A 19,863-nucleotide genomic window follows, 5' to 3' on the forward strand; every position below is an offset into this window, starting at 1 on the left:
CCGACATCCGAATGATGAACGAGCCCCGGCCCAGCGGGAGTTCCGGCGCGGTCACAGCGGCAGGGCGGCGGTCAAGTGCCGGACGCGGTCCTGGTCCGTCGACCCGATAGGGGCGGTGGAGCCGGTTCTGCTGGATGACCTCGAGTTCGTTCGTGTGGGGAGGCGGGTCCGCCTCAGCCGGTCCTACGTTGTTGGTGGGTCGGACGAAGTGTTCCCCCCCGGTCCCGGCTGTCGTCGCGCCAGCCAGGGGGCGCGGGGCGACGTTGGCAGTCACCGCCCCGGGGCGGAAGATGCGTACGTCTTCTTGTCGGCCTCGGTCGAGGCGGTGGGGCGCAGGCGGATGACCAGGGACAGCATGGCGGCGGCCGCGCACAGGGCCGCGAGTGCGAACCAGACGGGGTCGTAGCTGCCGAAGGCGTCGCGGGCCACGCCGCCGAGGAAGGAGGCCGAGGCCGCACCGATCTGGTGTGCCGCGTTGGTCCAGCCGAAGACGATGGCGCTGTCGTCGCCGTAGAAGGTGCGGCACAGGGCGATGACCGGCGGCACGGTCGCCAGGTCGAGGAGACCGAAGACGACCACGAAGGTGAGCATGGGCGCGTTGACGGTGGCGGTCATGATCAGGGGCAGGCCGATCATGAGCAGGCCGCGCAGGAGGAAGTAGGCGGCCAGGAGTCGGCGGGCGTCCATGCGGTCGGTGAACCATCCGGAGGCGATGGTGCCGGCCACGTTGAAGACGCCGATGAGTGCCAGCAGTGTCGAGGCGGTGGTGATGGGCATGCCGTGGTCGTGGGCCGCTGGGGCGAAGTGGGTCCACATGATGCCGTTGGTGGACGCGCCGCAGATGGCGAATGCGCCGGCGAGCAGCCAGAAGGGGACGGTCCGGGCGGCGTCGCGCAGGACGGTCACGGTGCGGCGGGCGGCTCCGGGAACGGGTGCGGGGCGCGGGATGAAGGTGTCGCTACCGTAGGGGCGTTGTCCGACGTCGGCGGGGTGGTCGCGCAGGACGAGGCAGATCAGGGGGGTGACCGCCAGGGCGGCGAGGGCGAGGCTGACGAGGGCGGGTCGCCAGTCGTGGTGGGCGATGGTCCAGGACAGGGCGGGCAGGAAAACCATCTGGCCCAGGACGCTGCCGGAGGAGAGGATGCCGGTCACCAGGCCGCGGCGGGTGGTGAACCAGCGGTTGGTGACGGTGGTGCCGAGGGTCATCGAGAGCGATCCGGTGCCCAGGCCGACGAGAAAGCCCCAGAAGAGCGTGAACTGCCAGGCGGAGCCCATCGTGGTGGTGAGCAGTGCTCCGGCGGCGACGGCTCCCAGCGCGGCGATGACGACCCGGCGGATGCCGAAACGGTCCATCAGGGCGGCGGCGTAGGGCGCGGTGAGCCCGTAGAGGATCATGTTGACCGAGGCCGCCAGGCCGATGGAGCCGCGGGACCAGTGGAACTCCTGGCGCAGGGGGTCCTGCAGGATGCCTGGCATGGTGGAGAAGGCGCCGGCGACGATGATCGCCACTGCGGTGACGGCGGCTACCCACCAGGCGCGGCGCCCGGCGGCGTTGGTGCGATGGCCGGTGGTGTTGTGCATGCCTTCATCCTTCGGTGGTGGAGCCGGGCAAGGTGGTGACCGACGCCGACTTCACGGTCAACGTGCCGTTGGGGCCGCTGGCCCTGCGCGACGCGGACACGGTGATCGTGCCGGCCGCGGTCGAGGACCACGGGCCTCAGCAGCAGGGCCGGCTGAGGCCGCTGGCCGAGGCGGCTCTCGCGGAAGAGCCGGCGACAGCGCGCCTGGCTTCCAGCTGCACCGGTTCGACGACAGAAGGGTGCTGACGTCCGCGGGTGCTGACGTCCGCGGGTGCTGCCGCGGGAATCGACCTGTGCCTGCACATGACCGCAGTGACCATGACGTCGGCGTCGACGTCACTGTCGCCCGCGGCACGGTGGTGCCGCTGCTGGCGCACCGCGGTTCCCGTCCCGAAACCGGCCGCGGCGGCGATGCGGTCCACGGGGTCGCCCGTGCGTTCCAGCAGCCGACGGGCGTACTGCGCACGCTGCCCGCCGAGCCACCGCATCGGCGTCATACCGGTCTCCCGACGTGCACTTCCGCGAGGCACCGGGAGTGTCACCGCGCGCTCACCGCAACACCTTGTGCGGAGCACGGTGAGGGCACGCGCGCGGTGACACCGCATCAGCCGGGCCATCAGGCGAGTGCAGAAGCCTGCTCGATGGGCCCGATCCGGTAGAGCACCTCGTCGTGGTGCTCCTCGGGGAAGAGCGAGGCCGGGAAGAGCACCTCGGTGTGAACGGGGGCCCGGTACCGCTTGGCGCACTTCTTCAGCACCATGATGATGGCCTTGTTGTCAGCCGACACACTCGCCTCGATATAGCGGGCGCCATTGCCGACCGCGCGCTCGGCGGCCCGTTCGAACAGCTGCACTCCGAGCATCGGAATGCCGTGGCGCGGCTTCACGGCCTCCTGCCACACCAGATAGGTGTCGGGCTGGCTGGGGCGGAAGTAGCCGGTCAGGAAGCCGACGACCTCGGCGCCGAGTGATGCCACGAGGGAGGTTTCGGCGAAGTCGCGGCACCACAGCGCGTAGTAGTAGGGACTGTTGTCATCGAGTTCGTCCGACTCGTGCACCATCTGCCACATGGCCTGCGCGTCCTCGACGCGCGGCGTCCGGTACTCGGGGCGGACCCGGCTGGAGGTGGAGAGGGAGGCCGGCGCGGTCATGCAATGGCCTCCTCGGTGAGCAGCGGGTAGACGCCGTTCTCGTCGTGGTCCTCGCGGCCGGTGACCGGGGGGTTGAACACGCAGATGAAACGGGAGTCCACGGTGGGGCGCAGCGTGTGCTTCTCGTGTCCGTTCAGCAGGTACATGGTGCCGGGGGTGATGAGATGCTTCTCGCCGGTTTCCTCGTTGGTGAGTTCGGTCTCGCCTTCGACGCAGAGGACGGCCTCGATGTGGTTGGCGTACCACATGGTCGTCTCCGTGCCGGCGTAGACGGTCGTCTCGTGCAGGGAGAAGCCGACTCCTTCCTTCGCGAGGATGATGCGCTTGCTCTCCCATGTTCCGGAGCGGGACTTGACATGCCTGTCGGTGCCTTCGATGTCCTTGAACGAGCGAACGATCACGGTTGCCTTCCCTTGGGCTCGTGTCGGATGCGTGCGTGGCGTCTCGGGCAGGCTCGGCGGCCTGGCTGCGGACCTGTGCTGGCCGGTGTGGTGGGTCGTTCAGGCCGCGTTGCGTGTCTCGAGGTGGGCGAGGGCGAAGTCGGTGAAGGTGTCGACGGTCTCGAAGTCGTCGGCTTCGAGCTCTTCGGGGTCCACCTCCAGACCCAGGGAGTCCTCGAGCTCCATGAGCATCTCGAGCATCGTGGTGGAGTCCAGGTGAAGGTCGTCGAAGAGCCTGGTCTGTCCGGAGAGTTCGGTCACCGGCCGGTCCAGCACGTTACTCAGGGCCGTCTCCATGGCGGTGGTCACGTCTGTGCGGTTGAGGCTCATCGAGCCTGCTCCTTTCATGCGTTTGCGGGGTCGTGGATGAGGCTGGTCAGGGCCTGTCGGTCGACTTTGCCGTTGTGGTTGGTGGGGAGGTGCGGGACCGGGACGCAGCGGCGTGGGATCTTGTAGTCCTCGATGAGGCCTTGCATGCGGGCCAGTACCTCGGGTCCGTCCAGTTCGGTCACTGCGGCCAGTACCGCGGTGCCTCCGGTCTTCGGGCCGGGCGGCAGCACGGCAGCCGAGTCCACGCCTTCGACACGGCGGGCTGCGGCCTCCACTTCGGTGGCGCTGACCCGGAATCCGCGTTCCTTGTAGAGGTCGTCACGGCGCCCTGAGAAGTAGAGGTAGCCTTCGTCGTCCATCCAGCCGTAGTCGCCGGTGCGCAGTTCCGGGAAGAGGCCGTCACGCCGGTGGAAGCGTTCGGCGGTCATCTCAGGGCGCCGCCAGTATCCGGCCATGACGTGGGGGCCGCGGACGACGAACTGGCCGACCTCTCCTGCCGGCAGTCGCTCGCCGTCGTCGTCAATGGTGAAGACCTCGGTGCCGGGGAGCGCCTTTCCGGAGGAGCCGGGCCGCTGAAGGTCTCCGTCCGGCGGCATGATGGTGGCCCGCTTGCATTCCGTGAGCCCGTACATCAGCTGTACGCGCACGGCGGGTATCGCCTCGCGCAGGTCGGCGATGGTCTTCTCGGACAGGGCGGCACCGGTGTTGGTCAGCAGGCGCAGGGCGGGCTTGTTCTTCGCCCTGCGTACCAGCCAGGCCAGGCGGTCGGAGACGGAGGGCACGGCGGCGAGCACGGTGGCCTTGCTGTCCTGCAGGGCGCGCAGGAGGGGCGGGCCGGCTTCTGCGACATGCCCTACTCGCAACTGCGCGCCGGCCAGGAACGTCAGGAACATCTGGTACAGGCCGTAGTCGAAGGACAGTGGCAGAGGGCTGTAGATGATGTCGTCGGCGCGGTAGGCGAGACAGTCCTGGATGGCCTGGGTGGCGAAGAGTATCTGCTGGTGGGTGCTGACCACCGCCTTGGGCAGTGACGTGGTGCCCGAGGTGTAGATCAGGCATGCCCCGTCGACTGCGAGCGGAGGGTCGGGCAGGTGTGGGTCTTCCCTCGGGGCTGGGGCGTGGCGCAGTTCCTGAGAGGTGAGGACATGTACGTCGTGTGCCTGCGCGACGGCGGAGACACCGGGGTCGTCGGTCACGATCACGGCGGGTTCGCAGTCCTGCAGCACGTGCTGGAGCGGGTCGTCCCGGACGTCCTCGTGCAGCACGCTGAACATCGCGCCTGCTCGGGAGGCGGCGTGGACTGTGACGGCGACGGTGATCGCGTCGGGTGAGGAGATGACGACCCGGTCGCCGCGCCGGACACCGTGCGCGCGCAGCAGGTGCGCGGCACGGCGAGAGGCCTGTGCCAGGTTCTCGTAGGTGATCGAGTCCGAGGCGGTGCTGATGGCACACCGGTCCTGGTGGACCGCGGCTGCCTCGTCGAGTAGGGAGTGAAGGGTCAGATGCTGGGGCACTACCGTCCTCCTGTCAGCACAGTGTCCTTGTCGCTTCGGTGCCGGCTGCTGTCAGGTGGGCTGGACCGTTTCGGCTTGGGGACGACGGTCACCGCGTTCGCCGTGCACACCGTGATGGGTTCGGCCAGGGGCTGGGCCGCGCTGGGACTCGTGTCGCAGGAGGCGATGACCTTGCGGGCTTCCAGGGCTACGAAGCGGCGCAGCTTGGTGCTCCGCACGAGCTGGGCGGTGGCCTCGATGAAGTCTCCGGGGCGGACGGGGGCTGTGAAGCGGACCTCGGAGTACTCGGCGAGCAGCCCTTCGTCACCGTCGGTACGGATGGTGATTTCGGTGACGAGGTCGCCGAACAGACGCAGAAGGCGTGCGCCGTCGACGAGTTCCCCGCCGTAGTGGGCTTCTTCCTGGCCGATCCTGATGCGCAGCTGCGCTGTGACAGCGTTCATGTCACCCTCAGGAGAAGTCATGGATGCGTCATTCCTTCTTCCGTCACTGATGGTGGCGTGCTGGTTCGGATTAGGAAACGAGAGCCACGGCGGCCACCACGTTGCTCTTGTGCGTGATCGAGATACGCACCGTCTGGTCGGACGCCGCCTCTGCGGCTTCGCCGCGCAGCTCGACACGTGGTGATCCGTCGTCAGCACGCTTGATGTGGATGTTGCGTGGCGCGATGCCTTGGAACAGACCCCTGCCCAGCGCTTTGAGGATGGCCTCTTTGGCGGCGAAGCGTCCGGCGAGGTACTCCAGGCGCCTTTCGGGTCCGAGGTTCTGCGCCTGCTGGATCTCCTCCGGGGCGTAGCAGTACCGCAGGAACCAGTGGCGCTTCACCAGGCAAGCCAGTTCGTCGCGCTCGAGAACGTCCAGACCTACGCCCATGGGTGCACCGGGCGTCACGAGGCGTCCTTGAAGACCGCCAGATGCTGGCGGGAGAGCATCTCTTCGGGTGTGTCCCGCTCTCGCACCAGGGTGGCGTGTCCGTCGTGCACGAGAACCTCGGCGGGATAGCCGTGGCTGAGGAACAGTCCTGGCGAGGCGGTGGGACCGTAGGCGCCGGAGCGTTCGATCCCGAGCAGGTCACCGGGGCGGACTTCGGGGAGCCTGGCCTTCTTCACGATGGTGTCGTTCGGCGTGCACAGCGGCCCGGTGACCGTGTAGGTGTGAGTGGGGCGGGCGGCAGGGCGTCCCAGGTGGACGATGGGGAAGTTCCGTTTCACGAAGCTTCCGATCCCTACTGCTGCCATGTGGTGATTGGTGCCGCCGTCTGCTACGACGAACAATTCACCCATCGATTCCTTCACGTAGACGGCCCGTGTCACATAGGTGCCGGCATCGGCTGTGAGGAATCGCCCGAGCTCCATGATGAGCCTGCAGCCCGGGTGGCGCGCACGGAAATCACCCACCGGGCCTTCCAAGCTCTTTCCGAGTTCCGTCGTGTCGAGCTCCGACTCGTTCTCGAAGTAGGCCACCCCGAGGCCTCCCCCGAAGTCCACGACGGAGAGATCTATGTCCAGTCGCGTGGCGAGGTCTTCTGCCATCGCCAAGATGTTGAGTGTGTTCGCCACGACATCTTGGTGGTCAAGGAATCGGGTTCCCATGTATGCGTGGAATCCCTTGACCTCGACGTGTTCCAGGGAGCGGAGCAGGGCCCCTGCTCCACGGACCTCCTGCTCGTCGATGCCGAACTGGCGCGGCTTGCCTCCCATCGACAGCCCGGACCCCTTGCTGAGGAAGCTCGGGTTGACCCGCAGCACAGCAGGGAACCGGCCCGCTCCCCGGGCAGCTGCCACGTCGTCCAGGAGTTGGAGTTCAGTGAGCGATTCACAGACCACGGCATGAATACCGGCCGAGACACAGGCCTCGAGGTCGACCCTGCTCTTGCCCGGCCCGAGGAAGATGATGTCGTCCGGGTCCACTCCCGCCCTGAGGGCGGTGAGGAGTTCCGTGTGCGACGAGACCTCCGCCCCCGCGCCCCGGCTGCCGAGAAAACCACACACGCTGATATTCGGATTCGCTTTCAGCGAGTAGAAGACGTCCACGCCGACGGGTAAGGCTTCGGAGATTTTCTGTAACTGTCCCGCGAGGACCTGAGCGTCATATACGAACAGAGGGGTTCCGAATTCGTTCGCAAGTTCCTCCATGGCGAGCCCTTGTATGCGTTTCACCGGATTTTCTGGCAACTGATCCTCCCCGCGCCTCGATTGCCGTCCCAAAACCGTAGGGGACGGAGCGACAAGGCGTCACACGGCCAATCAAGGAATCGGCCATCTCGCGCCGACGGTGGAATGAGAAAGCGCCCCCGTATCCCCAGGACTCCCTGCGGTATGCACCTTCGCCCTCCATGTGCGACTCACACCACAAGTGAATGCGCACCCTCCCGGCAAATTGATCGATTGGGACAAGAGAGGCATGTGCGGCAAACTCCGCCGCAGAGTGAAGCCGAAGTGTGGCCAGAAGTGATCGGAACTGGTTCAGGACGCGACATCACCCAGGCGTACACACCTCTTGCATGGGCATCGCATGTCAACGGAGCAGGGGCGCAGCAAGGGGCGCTCCGCTCCAAGACAAGGCGCCTACCCGGGCCCGGGCCGCCCTTCCGCGACCCCACCGAATGCCCGCAGCCCTCCGCAGCCGCAGCCATCCACCAGCGATGCCCACGACCGGCCAAGCAGTGGGCGCGGAGTGCTGTCTCCTCGGCCCGCCGACAGAGCACGGCGGCCAACATCGTCCCGCCATCAGAGAAAGGACCATCCCCGCGGAAAGCACGGTCGTAGGCCTTGTCGGCGTGTAGGCGCTGGGACTTGAAGTGCCGGCCGCGACCGGGGTCGTGTCTCGTCTGGTGATCCTCCACCATCGTCCTTTCTAGCCCTCACGTGGGCGGTGTCGAGGACGACGCGGGTGACATCAATGAGGCTGGCGTCGTCGAGCCGGTGCAGCACTGCCTCATGGAGGCGGCTCCAGACACCGGCCCGCGCGACCAGATCAGGAAGCGGCGGTGAGCCGTCGATTTCGATGTGCCGAGACAGAGTGGCAGTCGGCGCCAGGCGCAGTCTCTGACCAGGACGTAGATGATGGCCGCGAACAGCGTCTCATCAGATGTGTCCTGCGTGCCGCCGCCCTGCGGCCGCACTCTCGACGGCGGGATCAGCGGCTTCGCGATCTCCTAGAGCCCCTCCGGAACAATCCAACTCCACGTGCCCCGCCCCAAGCCCCACGCCCCACGCCCCACGCCCCACGCCCGGAACAATGACGCCTCACCACGCAGGACACCGGTCTAGATACCCACGGAGACGCGCAGCTGGTGCATCCGGAGCGCGAGTTGGGTGTCGAGCGCCTCCGGCCCTCGCCAGCCGTCGCCGAGGACGAGGTCGATGCGGTCCAGCCGCTTGAGCAGCGTGTTGAGATGGACTTGGAGGGCCCGTGCGGTCTGAGCCAGGCTTCCACGGTTCGCGAAGTAGGTCACAGCAGTGGTGACGAGGTCGGTTGAGCGCTGGGCGTCGTAGGCGAGGAGGGGGCCTATGGTGGCGGAGATGAAGCGGTCCAGTTCGTTGATGCGCTCCGGCGCGAAGAGGAGCGAGTAGAGCGCATAGTCACTTGTTGTGGCGCCGTGGTCCGTCCTGCCCAGAGCGAGTGCGAGGTCGAGGCACCGGCTCGCCGTCGCGAATGCGCGGGCCCAGTCGCGGCCCTGAACGTGTTCGCCCATGAGGTTGACGTCGCGGTCGAGCTGTCGGCGTATGGCACGGTGCCCGTCGGAGACAGCCTCATCGGCGTTCTCGGCATGGAGGAGCATCGTGGCCCGGCCGAGGTATTCACCTGCCAGGCCCGCGTGGTTCTGTGCGTATGCATGGAGCTGGCGTGACAGCTCAACGGTGGCAGCCGTCGTGGAGTCGGCGACCACGAGGAGGTTGAGCGCGTCGACATCGATGCCGCGCGCGCGAGTACGTGCCCGCTGCGCCGCGCTGACATGAGGGCTGTTGACCAGCAGCTCTGTCATCAGCTCACCGCTGAGCCGCTCGGCCGCGTCGGCGACCGCGTTCTCCTTGAGGATCATCAGAGCGACGATGTGTGTGGCTCTCTCGAGCATGCGCAGGTCAGCCGGGCTCGGGCTGGAAGGTTGACTCCACACGAGGGCCCCGAGGTAGCTGTCTCCGGCCTGGACGACTGCGACACTGTGCGTCGTGGCGGATGCGTCCTGCTGAGTCACGCAGCGTCCCGTGCGACGCGCGCCCTCGAGGGCTTGCCTGATCCCGGGCCACGCCGGACTGTCGCTGTCGTGGAGCGTCTGGTCGACGCCCGCGCTCGCCAACAGCGTGTTGTCGCGACCCAGAAAGATCACCGCTCCGCCCATCTGATCGGCCAGGTGGCGGGCGACGTCCTTCGGTCCACCGCCGGTGAGGACGACCTCGGTGAGCGCCTCGTGAACGGCTTGCGAGCGTTCGATTGTGGCAACGTGCTCTTCGATGACGCTGTAGGCCGCCTGAAGTTTCTCGAGGGCGGTGCGGCTTTGGTCGTACAGACGGGCATTGTCGAGTGCGATCGCGGCGTGATCTGCGAATGCGCTGAAGAGCGCAATCTCCTCCGAGCTGAACAACCTCTCCGAGCGGTCGGCGGCGAACAGGGCACCGACCGCCCGGCCGCGGACGAGCAAGGGCACCCCGAGCAGCGCGACCATGCCTTCTCGTGCGACGAGCCCGTCGAAGTCGTGGTCGTGGTTGAGCTCGCCGGCTATGAGGTAGTTGCTGACCCAGATCGGCTTGCACCGCTCGATCACCTGCCCTCCGAGTCCAGTGCCCGGAGGAATGCCGGCGGCAAGGAAGTCAGCGGAGATGGTGCCTTCCGAGGCGCGGACTGACAGCGCATTGTCAGGGCCGAGCAGGGACAGGTACGTGAAGTCGGTGCCGATGAGTCCGTGAGCGTGGCGCACGATCGACCGCAGCACGTCATCGAGCTCCCCCAGCGCAGTCAGCGACCTGGCGGTCGCATAGAGCGACGAGAGCTCACGCTTGCGCCGGAGGTGATAGGCCTGCGAGTTCTCGTCAGCGGGAAAGGGCGACGCCGTCGACGTCATCTCCCTCACATCCTCCCGTCACACCACCGTCACTAGTGGTGTGGGAAACATGCACCACGTGGCGCACAGGAGTGGATCTTTCATACCTCTTCTACTGAAAGAACTGTACCTAACGTGACGCATGGCGAAAGACACACCGAGGTGCCCATGAGGAGACATGACACATGAAGCCTGAAACGCGCCTGGCCACAGACGGGACCACCCTCACAACGACCGGCCGCCAGCGGATCAACAAGATCGCTCTGGCGGGATCCCTGGTCGCCATGGCGGCACTGGCCGCCGGTTGCGCCAGCTCGTCGCCCACAGCCACCGGACCGTCGGGCAGCACCACGAAGAACGGCGGCAGCGCCGCGGGGAAGACCGTCCACTTCATCGGCTACGGCAACACCAACCAGTGGGCTGCGTACTTCAACAGCGTCTTTGAGAAGAGACTCAAGGCCGCTGACGTCAAGCTCAAGGACCTGACCACCATGGACGCGGGTACAGCGGTCCAAAACTTCAACCAGGCCATCGCGGACAAGCCCGACCTCATCGTGACCGCACTGCTCGACACGAAGTCGATGGCAGTTCCGATCGCCAAGGCGAAGCAGGCCGGTGTGCCGGTGCTGGTCTTCGACGGCCGCCCCGATCCGAAGGTCGACGGTGACGTGCTTCAGGTCGTGAGCGACAACGTCGCACTCGGCAAGGCCGCTGCCGAGAACATAATCGAAGGCCTGAAGGCACAAGGGCGCAAGTCCGGCAACGTGGTCGTCATCACCGGCACCGCTTCCTCGCTGGTGACCCAGGATCGTATGAAGGGCTTCAACGCCGAGATGGCGACCGCTCCCGGCTACAAGGTGATCGAGACCCAGGACGGCAACTGGGACCCCAAGCTCTCGGGCCAGATCGCGACCCAGCTGCTGGCGAAGCACAGCTGCGGCGGGATCCAGGCTGCCTACGGTATGGCGGACTACATGGCACTCCCGATCATCGCCTCGGCCCAGCAGGCGGGCTGCGAGGTCGGTGGGAAGAACGGCCTGGTCGTCACCAGCAGCAACTGCTTCAAGGCCGGCATCGAGGCGATCAAGCAGGGCACCCTCTACGGCACGGCGACCGAGGATCCCGGCACGATCGCGAACCAGACGGCGGCCTACGTCCTGGACTACCTCAGCGGCCAGAACCCTCCGCGGAAGCGCACCGTCAAGGAGGAGCGGATCACCGCCGCCAACGTCGACCAGTACGCCACGCAGTGCAGCCACGCATGAGCGCCCGGCCTTACCACTCCCCGGCCGGCCCTCCGCTGGTGAGCCTCACCGGCCTGCGCAAGACCTACGGCGACACGGTGGCCGTGCACGGCGCCGACCTCGTGCTTCGGGCAGGTGAGGTCCACGCCCTGTGCGGGCACAACGGCGCAGGCAAGAGCACGGTCGTCAAGATGCTCTCGGGACAGGAGGGCCCTGACGCCGGCACCATCAGCATCGCAGGCGAGGTCGTCGAGCTGCGCAACAGGGGCAGCGCTCAGCTGGCGGGCATCGCGCTGGTCGACCAGGAGCTCAGCGTCGTTCCGGCCCTGACGGTGGCCGAGAACCTCTTTCTCGGCGACCGCAGCGCCGGGTGGGTTCACCGGCCTCGGCAGGAACGAGCTCGCGCTCGCGACATGCTCGACGAGATGGGGCTCGCGCACGTGCACCCCGACCAGCCTCTCGGTTCGCTGGGGCTCGGCGAGCGACAACTGGTGGAGATCGCCAGGGCCGTGGGCCAGCGTGCCCGCGTGGTCATCCTCGACGAACCGACCGCGACGCTGAGCGATGTCGAGAGTGAGCGGGTCTATGCCGCCGTACGCCGCGTGGCCGCCACCGGCAGCTCCGTGCTCTTCGTCTCCCACAGGCTCGGCGAGGTGCTCCAGCTGTGCGACCGGGTGACTGTCATGCGCGACGGCCGCGTCGTGACCGTGGCCGACACAGCGAAGCTCACCGTCCAGAGCCTGATCAGGCACATCCTCGGCGAGACGTCGGAGAGCAGTCTCAAGCGGCCGGCGAACGTCGGCGAGGTGGCTCTGCAGCTCCACGCGATTGCAGTGCCCGGACGGTTCGAGAGTCTGTCCCTCGACGCTCATGCCGGGACTGTCTACGCCCTGGCAGGCCAAGTGGGCTCAGGGGCTTCTGAGGTGTTGCGCGGCATAGCGGGTCTCGAGCCGGCGATGCGCGGGCGCGTCAGCGTGACAGGACGGTATATGACCGTCGGCGATCCCGTTGCCGCATCGAGTGGCGGCATCGCGTTCGCCTCCAACGACCGCAAGTCCGAAGGCCTGTTCCTGCGACGCCCGGTCGGCACGAACCTCATGGCCACGAGGATCCCGGCCTTCACCCGAGCCGGCCTGGTCCGTAGTCGTGCGTGGCGGACCTGTGAGCGTCGCCTTGCAGCGTCCTGCGGACTGCAGGAGCGCCTGGGGGTCGCGGTCGGTGACCTCAGCGGTGGCAACCAGCAGAAGGTCTTCGTCGCACGGGCGCTGGGACGCCCGGACGTGAAGGTGCTGCTCCTGGACGAACCCACCCGCGGCGTGGACGTGGGCGGGCGGGCGGCCATCCACCGGCTCGTCCGCCAAGCCGCGGCCGATGGGATGACGGTTCTGTTCGCGTCTACCGAGCTCGACGAGCTCGTCGAGCTCGCCGACGTCGTCGTCACGTTCCACAAGGGCGAGGTCGTCGCCCGGCACGACAGCGTGGCCTCCGGGGACGCGCTGCTCTTCGAGATGACCCACGGCACCGCCGTGCACGAGGTGGGAGGCGCCCGGTGAACACTGTGCAGACACCCCTGGACACCGCGGCCACAGCCAGCGGTGGGACCCGGCGCGCGGTCGCCTGGAGCGATGCTGTCGCCGCCCTCGCTCTCGTCGCCCTGCTGGCACTTGGCGCGGCGACCAACCGCTTCTACACCTTCGACAACCTACGCGCGGTCTTCACCTCAGCCAGCCTGGTCGGCATCGCCGCTCTTGGGCTGACCCTCATCGTGATCGCCGGGACGTCGGTCTCCCTCGCGATCTCCGAGACCGCCTCGGTGTGCGCCATGGTGTTCCTGGCCACCCAGTCGTGGGGGCTGGTTCCCTCACTGCTGGCCACGCTCGCCGTCGGCGCGGCCGTCACTGCGCTGCAAGGCCTGGCAGTCGGGTACGGCGAGGCCAACTCTGTCGTGCTGAGCATCGCCGCCGGCTTCGCTTTGGTCGGCGTGGCGACCTGGGTCACCGGAGGAACCTCGGTTGCTCCTCAGGGCGCGGGTTACATCCACCTCAATGCGACGCCGGGCGGCGTTGCGCTGAGTGTCTACGTACTCGTGGCCTTCACCGTCCTGCTCGAGCTCCTGCTCCGCCGATCAGGCTTCGGCAGGATCCTCTATCTCACCGGTGAGAACCGGCGCGCGGCCACTGCGGCCGGCCTCGCAGTCGGACGCACCATCACCATCGCCTGGCTTTTGGCCGGCGCCCTGTTCGCGGTAGCGGCCTCCTTCAGCGGCGCTTTCAACACCACCGCAAACGTCAACCTCGGAGGCACCCTGACGTTCGACGCGATCGCCGCCGTCCTCGTCGGCGGCACCCCCATCGCCGGAGGAAGCGGCTCAGCAGTTCGCACACTGTGCGGAGCCGTGCTGATCGCCGCCGTCTCCGACGTCCTGCTGCTGCGCGGCTACAGCACCGGGGCACAGGTCCTGGTCAAGGGACTGATCGTGCTCGCCATCGTGGTCGTGGTCCACCTCCGGTCCCGCAAAGGAACCCGATGATGTCCCAAACCCGTTTCGTCAGGGCTTTCCTGAGCAGACCTCAGCGCCTGCTGCCGACCAGTGCACTGGGCATCGCCTTGCTGGCCTACCTGGCACTGCCCCTCTACTCGGGCGAGCCGCTACAGGCCTTCGACACCTTCAACGCACTGCAGTTCTTCGCCCGCCTCGCCCCCCTGGTGCTAGGCCTGGGGCTCACGATGTTCGCCGGAGAGTTCGACCTCTCGCTCGTCGGTACCTACGCCCTGGGGGGCATGCTCGCGGTGCAGTACGGTGGCGCTCACTGGGTCATCGGCATAGCTGTCGCCCTCGCGGCCGGCACAGTGATCGGCGCTGTCCAAGGCACCATCGTCGCCCGCTTCAACATCCCCTCGATGCCGGTCACCCTGGGGACCTACATCGCACTCCTGGGCCTGACCAAGGCGATCTCCGGCGGGCTGAGCAAGACCTACGACAACATCTCGGTGACACTGTGGGTCGACAGGCAGATCGCCGTGGTCCTTTCGCCCCGAAGCCTGCTCGTGCTCGCTGCCTTCGCGGTCGTCGGCTTGTTTCTCGGCTGCTCACGCTGGGGACGAGAAATCCGCGCCATCGGATCGGACCGCCGCGCCAGCCGGGCCTCCGGGGTACGCACCGACCGCCTGCTCATCGGCCTGTTCGCCACCTCGGGCGTGCTTGCCGCGGCCTCCGGCGCCCTGCTCGACTTCAGCCTGGGCGCGGCCAACCCCGATCCTGGAACCCAGCCGCTGATCCTTGCCGCCGTCGGCGCGCTGCTCGGCGGTGTCTCACTAGCCGGCGGACGCGGCAGCGTCGCCGGCCTCCTGGCCGGGGCATTGACGGTGTCCCTGCTCGCCCAGATCGTCACCGCCGCCGGCCTGCCGAGCTACCTGGCCCAGCTCTTCTACGCCACATTGCTGCTCCTCATCGTCGCTGTCGAAGCGCCGGGTCTACGCAGGGTCTGGACCCGATCCTCCGTCAGGCTGCACTCACGCCGCTCAGCGGCCCTCGCCAGGGCGATCGACTCGAGAAAGGCCGCATCGTGACCACACCCACCCGGCTCTATACGGGCTTCCGCTTCCCCGAAGGAGGCCGCTGGCATGACGGCCGACTCTGGTTCTCCGACATGCACACCGGAGAGATCTTCCGTGTCGATCCAGACGGCGACCAGCTGCCGGAAGTCGTCACCCGCGTCGACGACCAGCCCTCCGGCCTCGGCTGGCTGGCTGACGGATCACTGCTGATCAGCTCGATGCTGCGCCGCGTCGTACTCAAGGACGACATGAACGGCAGTCAGCGTGTCTACGCCGATCTGTCCGCTATGACGGACGCACCCATCAACGACATGGTCGTCGACGAGTCCGGCACCGCATACGTCGGAGGTTTCGGCTACGACCTGTACGCAGGCGCGCCGCAGGAGAACGGCCCTCTCTTCGCGATCTCACCAGCGGGGGAGGCGTACCTGGCGGACTCCGACATGGTTTTCCCCAACGGGTCGGTGATCCTTCCCGGCACCAGGACCCTCGTAGTGGCCGAGACCTGGGCTGCGCGTCTGACTGCCTTCGACATCGGCGAGGGCGGCGCGTTGAGCGGGAAGCGTTTGTGGGCCCCGCTGCCTGCGGGCTCCACACCCGACGGCCTGTGCGTCGATGTCGAGGGTGGTGTATGGGTCTCGTGCGTCGCGAACGGTCGCTTCATCCGTGTCCTGGCCGGCGGCGAGGTCACCGACATCGTCGACGTGCCAGGCCGTTGCGCGGCTGACTGCGTACTCGGCGGCCCCGATGGGCGCGGCCTCTATCTGCTCACCTCCAACAGCTGGCAGCCCGGGGACACCGAGGAGCGGCAGGGCTGGATCGAGACCGTCCGCGTCGACGTTCCCGGCCGACAGTAGCCCTCGTATCTCTGATCACCGTCCAGGTGCCCATCCATCCGTGCCGTGTTTCGGGAGTATCCGTTGACCGAAAGAGATTCCCATGCCTGACCAGTCCCGTGTCGCGATCGTGACCGGAGCCGCCCGCGGCATCGGTGCAGCCGTTGCCCGACGGCTCGCCGGAGACGGCCACCGCGTAGCTGTGGTCGACCTCGATGCCGCCTCCTGCGCACCGGTTGTCGACGCCATCATCGCTGCCGGCGGCTCCGCCGTCGGGCTGGGAGCCGACGTCAGCGAGGAGGCGGCTGCCAACTCGGCGGTCGAGGAGTGTGCAGAGCGGCTCGGCGCACCCACGATCCTGATCAACAACGCCGGCATCACTCGCGACAACCTCTTGTTCAAGATGACCACCGCGGACTGGGACGGCGTGATGAGTGTCCACCTCCGTGGAAGCTTCCTGATGAGCCGGGCGGTACAGCGCTGGATGGTCCAGGAGCGGTGGGGACGGATCGTCTCCCTGTCGAGCACCTCGGCCCTCGGCAATCGCGGTCAGGCCAACTACGCGGCGGCGAAGGCCGGTCTGCAGGGCTTCACCAAGACCCTCGCCATCGAGCTCGGGCCTTTCGGGATCACCGTCAACGCGGTTGCCCCCGGATTCATCGCCACCGACATGCTCGAGGCCACCGCAGCGCGCATGGGCAAGTCGTACGATGAACTGCTCGCCGAGTTCGCCGCCGACATCCCGGTCGGTCGCACGGGCACGGTCGAGGACATCGCCGCAGCAGTGTCCTTCTTCGTGGGGGACGAGGCATCCTTCACCACCGGTCAGACCCTCTATGTCGCGGGTGGTCCCCGATGCTGAGCCCAGACGACAACATCGGCCTCGGCGACGTGATGACGGGACTCATGCAGCCGCGCCCACTGACCATCGCACACATCCTGGAGCGCGCCGAGCTCCTCTACTCCCACAAGCTCGTCACCAGTGCCGGCACCGAGCAGCTGACCTACGCCGATGTCACCGGCCATGCTCGGCGCCTCGCCACGGTGCTGGAACAGCTTGAAGTGCCCCGCGGCGCCCGGGTCGGGACCTTCGCAAGCAACAACCGGCGCCATCTCGAGCTCTATCTCGCGGTGCCGGCCACCAAGCGGGTCCTGCACACCATCAACATCCGGCTCAGTCCCGAGCACGTCGAGTTCATCGTCAACCATGCCGAGGACGACGTGATCTTCGTCGACCGGGCGCTCCTGCCACGGATTTGGCCCAGCGTCGAACGGATGCCCAGGGTGCGCCACTGGGTCGTGCTCCCGGACGGCAGCGACGTCGCGATCCCCTCAGATCCGCGCGTCCGTGACTATGACGAGCTGATCTCCAGTGCTGCTGTCTTCCTGGGCTCGTTCGAGCAGGCCTTCACGCTCGCTGACGAGCACCTTGCCTCAGGTCTGTGCTACACCTCCGGTACCACCGGACCGCCCAAAGGAGTTCTCTACAGCCACCGTTCGACGGTCCTGCACTGCCTGGGCACCCTCGCGGCCGGATTCATCGGCCTCAGTGAGAACGATGTCGTCATGCCGATCGTGCCGATGTTCCACGCCAACGCCTGGGGTCTGCCCTACGGCGCGATGATGGCCGGAGCCTCGCTCGTGCTGCCGGGGCTGTCAGCGGAACCCGGGCATCTGCTCCAGCTCATGGAGACCGAACGGGTGAGCGTCGCCGCGGCGGTGCCCACTGTGTGGACCAGCCTGACCCCTGGGCTCTCGGCTCACGACCTGCGCGCGGTGCGGTTCCTTCTGGGTGGCGGCTCCGCGGTCCCGGACTCGTTGTCGGAGGCGTATCGCACCGCCGTCGGCGTGCCCATCACACACTCCTGGGGGATGACCGAGGTCAGCCCCGTCGGCGCCGTCGGCGGCACTCGCAGCCAGCACCGACAGCTCGGCCCCGAGGAACAGACCGCTGTGCGTGCCGCCCAGGGCCAGCCGCTCCCGCTGGTGAGCATGCGGCTCCTGGACATCGAGACGGGCAGGAAGCTGCCCCATGATGGCCACGCCGTCGGTGAACTGCAGGTCGCCGGACCCTGGGTGGCAGGTGGCTACTTCGGTATCGAGGCAGACGACAGCTTCACCGAAGACGGGTGGTTGCGCACAGGCGATCTGGCCACCATCGATTCCGACGGCTACCTCCGGCTCGTGGACCGGATGAAGGATCTGATCAAGTCCGGAGGCGAATGGATCTCCTCGGTCGAACTCGAGACTGCCATCGCCTCCCACCCGGACGTCGTCGAAGTCGCTGTGATCGCCCGACCGGACCCGCGCTGGACCGAGAGACCTGTCGCCTACGTCTCCCTGTGCGAGGGCAGCGCCACCAGCGCTGAGGACCTGCTGCAGCACATCTCTCCCTTGGTGGCGAAGTGGTGGCTGCCCGACGAGTTCGTCTTCATGACCACCCTGCCAAAGACCGGCACAGGCAAGCTGTCGAAGACGGCTCTTCGAGCCTCGACCCGCTTCGCATGAGCCGGATCCGTCCCCGGAAAGGAGGTGCCATGCAGGACGAGAGGATCGTCATCCTCAACGGCGCACGCACGCCCATCGGAAGTTTCGGCGGCGCCCTGAGTTCGGTTGCCGCCCACGACCTCGGAGCAACGGCCGCTCGCGAGGCGCTGCGTCGCAGCGGCGTCGATCCCGCCGAGGTCGACGAGGTCGTCATGGGCTGCGTCGGCCAGGTCGGCGCCGACACCTTCAACGCCCGCCGCGTCGCCATGGCCGCCGGCCTGCCCACCCACGTGCCGGGGTACACGGTCAATCGACTGTGCGGTTCGGGCTTGCAGGCAGTGTGGTCGGCCGCGATGCAGTTGCGCTGCGGCGACGCCGAGATCGCGCTCGCGGGTGGGGACGAGTCGATGTCGCGTATGCCGTTCTATGACTTCGGCGCCCGCAGCGGCTACCGGCTGAGCCACCGCGAACTGGCCGACGGCACGCTCATGATGCTGACTGACCCCTTTCACCACATCCCCATGGGAATGACCGCAGAGAACGTCGCCGAGAAGTACAACGTGTCCCGGCAGGAGCAGGACGAGTTCGCCGTCGAGTCGCAGCGTCGATGCGCCGCCGCCTCGGCGAGTGGCATCTTCGCGGACGAGATCGTTCCGGTCGAGATCGCGGGCCGGATGACACAGATCGTCAACCGGGACGAGCACCCCAGGCCCGGAACGTCTCTCGAGACCCTGCGAACGCTCCGGCCTGCCTTCCTCGCCGGCGGCACGGTCACCGCGGGTAATTCTTCAGGGATCAACGACGGTGCCGCCGCGCTGGTCGTCGCCCGCGAAACCGCGGCGATCACCCGCGGCCTGCGTCCCCTGGTCGCACTGGAAGCCGTCGCGGCTGCGGCACTGGAACCCGAGCTGATGGGCTACGCGCCCGTACTGGCGCTGCGCAAGCTGTTCGAGAAAACCGGCACAGCACCCTCGGACATCGACGTGTTCGAGGTCAACGAAGCCTTCGCAGCGCAAGCTGTCGCCTGCATCCGCGACGCGAAGCTCGATCCGGGACGAGTCAATCCCCACGGCGGTGCGATCGCGCTCGGCCATCCGGTCGGCGCCACCGGTGCGATCTTGACCTTGCGGATTGCACTGGATCTGGTTCGCCGCGACCTCGAGCTCGGCGTCGTGACCTTGTGCATCGGTGGGGGGCAAGCCCTTGCCGCCATGTTCCGCCGGTTGTAGCAGACATCAGCAGCGGCCGTCCTGCCGTTCCCGTCGCAGCGGCCCAAGATCAGTGACTGCTCCAGGGCTGCGCTTACCGCCGCGCCACGTCGGCCACCGGTTTCCCATCGAAGCGGAGGACCGGCCCGGGGACACCGTCCACGACACGCTCCTGGTGATGTGCGATCTCGCGACGAACGCCCTCCGCGTTGGACTTCATGGTCTGCCGAGCCGCATCCCCCAGCGAGGGACTGCTGCAACCGACAGCCGGCCTGCCGGGCCGAAGAGAGCCATCCCCTTTCATTTCATTGCGCATCGAATCGAGCCCGTTTGCCGCTCCTCCCCCGGTAGGGGCAAAACCAACCACCAGATGACCGGGATGAGTGGAGTATTCATACCTCTTCTCTGGCTTGGACCATGGCTATTGTCAACCGCATACGTGGTGGACACCGCATCGAATTGACACTACGAGTTC

19 protein-coding genes and 2 pseudogenes are annotated in these 19,863 nt (G+C 67.3%); 9 read left to right on the plus strand and 12 right to left on the minus strand.

Features of this window, described 5'->3' with window-relative positions; all coding sequences use genetic code 11:
- Positions 1–57 precede the first annotated feature (57 nt).
- Positions 58–132: pseudogene (locus tag SMA5143A_RS40685) on the minus strand (telomere-protecting terminal protein Tpg); the annotation flags it as partial.
- A 138-nt stretch (positions 133–270) separates the two neighbouring features.
- Positions 271–1,581 (minus strand): MFS transporter, encoded by a 1,311-nt coding sequence (locus SMA5143A_RS40690; protein WP_107467829.1) that lies wholly within the window; start codon positions 1,579–1,581, stop codon positions 271–273.
- Between the two features lie 17 nt (positions 1,582–1,598).
- Between SMA5143A_RS40690 and SMA5143A_RS43365 the strand changes: the two genes are divergently transcribed.
- Positions 1,599–1,826 carry a hypothetical protein gene (locus tag SMA5143A_RS43365; protein ID WP_181362271.1) on the plus strand — a complete coding sequence of 76 codons (228 nt, stop codon included), beginning with the start codon at positions 1,599–1,601 and terminating at the stop codon, positions 1,824–1,826.
- Here SMA5143A_RS43365 and SMA5143A_RS44435 read toward each other — a convergent pair.
- From SMA5143A_RS44435 to SMA5143A_RS40740, 10 genes and pseudogenes are all read right to left on the minus strand, one after another.
- Positions 1,718–2,197 carry a helix-turn-helix domain-containing protein gene (locus SMA5143A_RS44435; RefSeq protein WP_146194046.1) on the minus strand — a complete coding sequence of 160 codons (480 nt, stop codon included), beginning with the start codon at positions 2,195–2,197 and terminating at the stop codon, positions 1,718–1,720. The two genes, SMA5143A_RS43365 and SMA5143A_RS44435, sit on opposite strands and share 109 nt — an antisense overlap.
- Complete coding sequence (gene ectA, locus SMA5143A_RS40700) at positions 2,197–2,730, minus strand: diaminobutyrate acetyltransferase (RefSeq protein ID WP_107467830.1); 534 nt, start codon at positions 2,728–2,730, stop codon at positions 2,197–2,199. The genes SMA5143A_RS44435 and ectA overlap by 1 nt, the downstream gene beginning before the upstream one ends.
- Positions 2,727–3,131: an ectoine synthase gene (locus SMA5143A_RS40705; RefSeq protein WP_055713600.1), complete on the minus strand. Its 405-nt coding sequence runs from the start codon at positions 3,129–3,131 to the stop codon at positions 2,727–2,729. The genes ectA and SMA5143A_RS40705 overlap by 4 nt, the downstream gene beginning before the upstream one ends.
- 99 nt (positions 3,132–3,230) lie before the next feature.
- A complete protein-coding gene (locus SMA5143A_RS40710; protein WP_055713601.1) occupies positions 3,231–3,500 on the minus strand; it encodes an acyl carrier protein in 270 nt (89 codons plus the stop codon).
- A gap of 14 nt (positions 3,501–3,514) precedes the next feature.
- Positions 3,515–5,014: a class I adenylate-forming enzyme family protein gene (locus SMA5143A_RS40715; protein ID WP_107467831.1), complete on the minus strand. Its 1,500-nt coding sequence runs from the start codon at positions 5,012–5,014 to the stop codon at positions 3,515–3,517.
- Positions 5,014–5,457 (minus strand): hotdog fold domain-containing protein, encoded by a 444-nt coding sequence (locus tag SMA5143A_RS40720; RefSeq protein WP_258194029.1) that lies wholly within the window; start codon positions 5,455–5,457, stop codon positions 5,014–5,016. The genes SMA5143A_RS40715 and SMA5143A_RS40720 overlap by 1 nt, the downstream gene beginning before the upstream one ends.
- 70 nt (positions 5,458–5,527) lie before the next feature.
- Positions 5,528–5,905 carry a holo-ACP synthase gene (gene acpS / locus SMA5143A_RS40725; RefSeq protein WP_258194030.1) on the minus strand — a complete coding sequence of 126 codons (378 nt, stop codon included), beginning with the start codon at positions 5,903–5,905 and terminating at the stop codon, positions 5,528–5,530.
- Complete coding sequence (locus SMA5143A_RS40730; RefSeq protein ID WP_107467857.1) at positions 5,902–7,149, minus strand: type III PLP-dependent enzyme; 1,248 nt, start codon at positions 7,147–7,149, stop codon at positions 5,902–5,904. The genes acpS and SMA5143A_RS40730 overlap by 4 nt, the downstream gene beginning before the upstream one ends.
- 623 nt (positions 7,150–7,772) lie before the next feature.
- Positions 7,773–8,168: pseudogene (locus SMA5143A_RS40735) on the minus strand (transposase); the annotation flags it as partial.
- 114 nt (positions 8,169–8,282) lie between these two features.
- Positions 8,283–10,076 (minus strand): helix-turn-helix domain-containing protein, encoded by a 1,794-nt coding sequence (locus SMA5143A_RS40740; protein ID WP_107467834.1) that lies wholly within the window; start codon positions 10,074–10,076, stop codon positions 8,283–8,285.
- A 164-nt stretch (positions 10,077–10,240) separates the two neighbouring features.
- Here SMA5143A_RS40740 and SMA5143A_RS40745 point away from each other — a divergent pair, with 164 nt between their 5' ends.
- From SMA5143A_RS40745 to SMA5143A_RS40780, 8 genes are all read left to right on the plus strand, one after another.
- Positions 10,241–11,320, plus strand: a complete 1,080-nt coding sequence (locus SMA5143A_RS40745) for a sugar ABC transporter substrate-binding protein (RefSeq protein ID WP_107467835.1) — start codon at positions 10,241–10,243, stop codon at positions 11,318–11,320.
- A gap of 38 nt (positions 11,321–11,358) precedes the next feature.
- On the plus strand, positions 11,359–12,852 hold the full coding sequence (locus SMA5143A_RS40750) for a sugar ABC transporter ATP-binding protein (protein WP_181362265.1): 1,494 nt from the start codon (positions 11,359–11,361) through the stop codon (positions 12,850–12,852).
- Between the two features lie 5 nt (positions 12,853–12,857).
- Positions 12,858–13,829 carry an ABC transporter permease gene (locus SMA5143A_RS40755; RefSeq protein ID WP_181362266.1) on the plus strand — a complete coding sequence of 324 codons (972 nt, stop codon included), beginning with the start codon at positions 12,858–12,860 and terminating at the stop codon, positions 13,827–13,829.
- Positions 13,826–14,869, plus strand: a complete 1,044-nt coding sequence (locus SMA5143A_RS40760; protein ID WP_107467838.1) for an ABC transporter permease — start codon at positions 13,826–13,828, stop codon at positions 14,867–14,869. Before SMA5143A_RS40755 ends, SMA5143A_RS40760 begins: the two co-directional genes overlap by 4 nt.
- Positions 14,866–15,714: an SMP-30/gluconolactonase/LRE family protein gene (locus tag SMA5143A_RS40765; RefSeq protein ID WP_181362267.1), complete on the plus strand. Its 849-nt coding sequence runs from the start codon at positions 14,866–14,868 to the stop codon at positions 15,712–15,714. Before SMA5143A_RS40760 ends, SMA5143A_RS40765 begins: the two co-directional genes overlap by 4 nt.
- An 82-nt stretch (positions 15,715–15,796) precedes the next feature.
- Positions 15,797–16,555, plus strand: coding sequence for a 3-oxoacyl-ACP reductase FabG (gene fabG / locus SMA5143A_RS40770; protein ID WP_107467839.1), 759 nt, complete (start codon positions 15,797–15,799; stop codon positions 16,553–16,555).
- On the plus strand, positions 16,549–18,201 hold the full coding sequence (locus tag SMA5143A_RS40775) for a long-chain fatty acid--CoA ligase (RefSeq protein WP_258194032.1): 1,653 nt from the start codon (positions 16,549–16,551) through the stop codon (positions 18,199–18,201). The genes fabG and SMA5143A_RS40775 overlap by 7 nt, the downstream gene beginning before the upstream one ends.
- 29 nt (positions 18,202–18,230) lie before the next feature.
- Positions 18,231–19,409, plus strand: a complete 1,179-nt coding sequence (locus SMA5143A_RS40780) for a thiolase family protein (RefSeq protein WP_107467840.1) — start codon at positions 18,231–18,233, stop codon at positions 19,407–19,409.
- The last annotated feature ends 454 nt before the right edge of the window (positions 19,410–19,863 follow it).

The sequence above is a fragment of the Streptomyces sp. MA5143a genome (genome assembly GCF_900290235.1).
Lineage (GTDB): Bacteria > Actinomycetota > Actinomycetes > Streptomycetales > Streptomycetaceae > Streptomyces.